Origin of the sequence: Paraburkholderia sp. SIMBA_027, assembly GCF_046535315.1 — a bacterium.
In the GTDB taxonomy this organism is placed as follows: Bacteria; Pseudomonadota; Gammaproteobacteria; order Burkholderiales; family Burkholderiaceae; genus Paraburkholderia; species Paraburkholderia tropica.
On record NZ_JAWRWY010000852.1, the window covers coordinates 1 to 263 of the forward strand.

The 263-nt window shown below is 33.8% G+C and carries 1 protein-coding gene; it reads right to left on the bottom strand.

The genetic code is table 11. The features are described from left to right. Positions 1 to 263, bottom strand: a 263-nt coding sequence (locus SB764_RS41485; protein ID WP_410866965.1) for a hypothetical protein, incomplete at both ends; no start/stop codon positions are given.

The window sequence follows — 263 nt, forward strand, 5'->3', positions numbered from 1 at the left end:
TACTGTTAGAAATTTTATAGTTCACCTGTCCAAAAAGATTGATGCTTCTTCCTGTATTGGTAAGATCCTTTCCTAAATAAGAATTTTTATAGTCCAGATTAAGGTCTTTTATATTGTTTACCTTTTGCAGATAACTTCCGGAGTAAAAGAAAAACGTCTGATCGCTCATGCTTTTCATTTCAAATAACTCCATATCAACATTAATGCTTAATCGGTCATTCGGTTTGTAGCTCAAGCTTGGAGCAACTGCCAAATTTCTTCTG